Here is a 242-nt window from a genome sequence, read left to right as displayed (position 1 = left end):
GCTCTTCTGCTTGTGGAGTTGACCCATGCGGTCGATCAGGTCGTCGAGCTGCGGCTTGAGCAAGCCGGAGACTTCGGCCTGGGCCGTGCGGATGCGGTCGAGCAGGCCGAGCACGCGCTCGATCTGTAGCGCGTCCAGCATTTCCAGCGGCTCGAGGGCGCGCAGGCGCTCGACCAGCGCCGAGCAGCGGGTCACAAGCACGGGCAGCTTGCCCCATTCCTTGGACCGTGCCAGCACCAGCA

Annotated in this window: 1 protein-coding gene; it reads right to left on the bottom strand. The window is 67.4% G+C overall.

The annotated features are described in order from the left end of the window. Positions 1-242: flagellar protein FliT (locus tag AC0IYU_RS34955; RefSeq protein ID WP_472127001.1), on the bottom strand; the 242-nt coding region annotated here is incomplete at both ends.

The organism is Variovorax sp. AC103, assembly GCF_979254005.1.
Note: the sequence above shows the minus strand (reverse complement) of the source record. Positions and strands in the feature narration are given on the sequence as shown.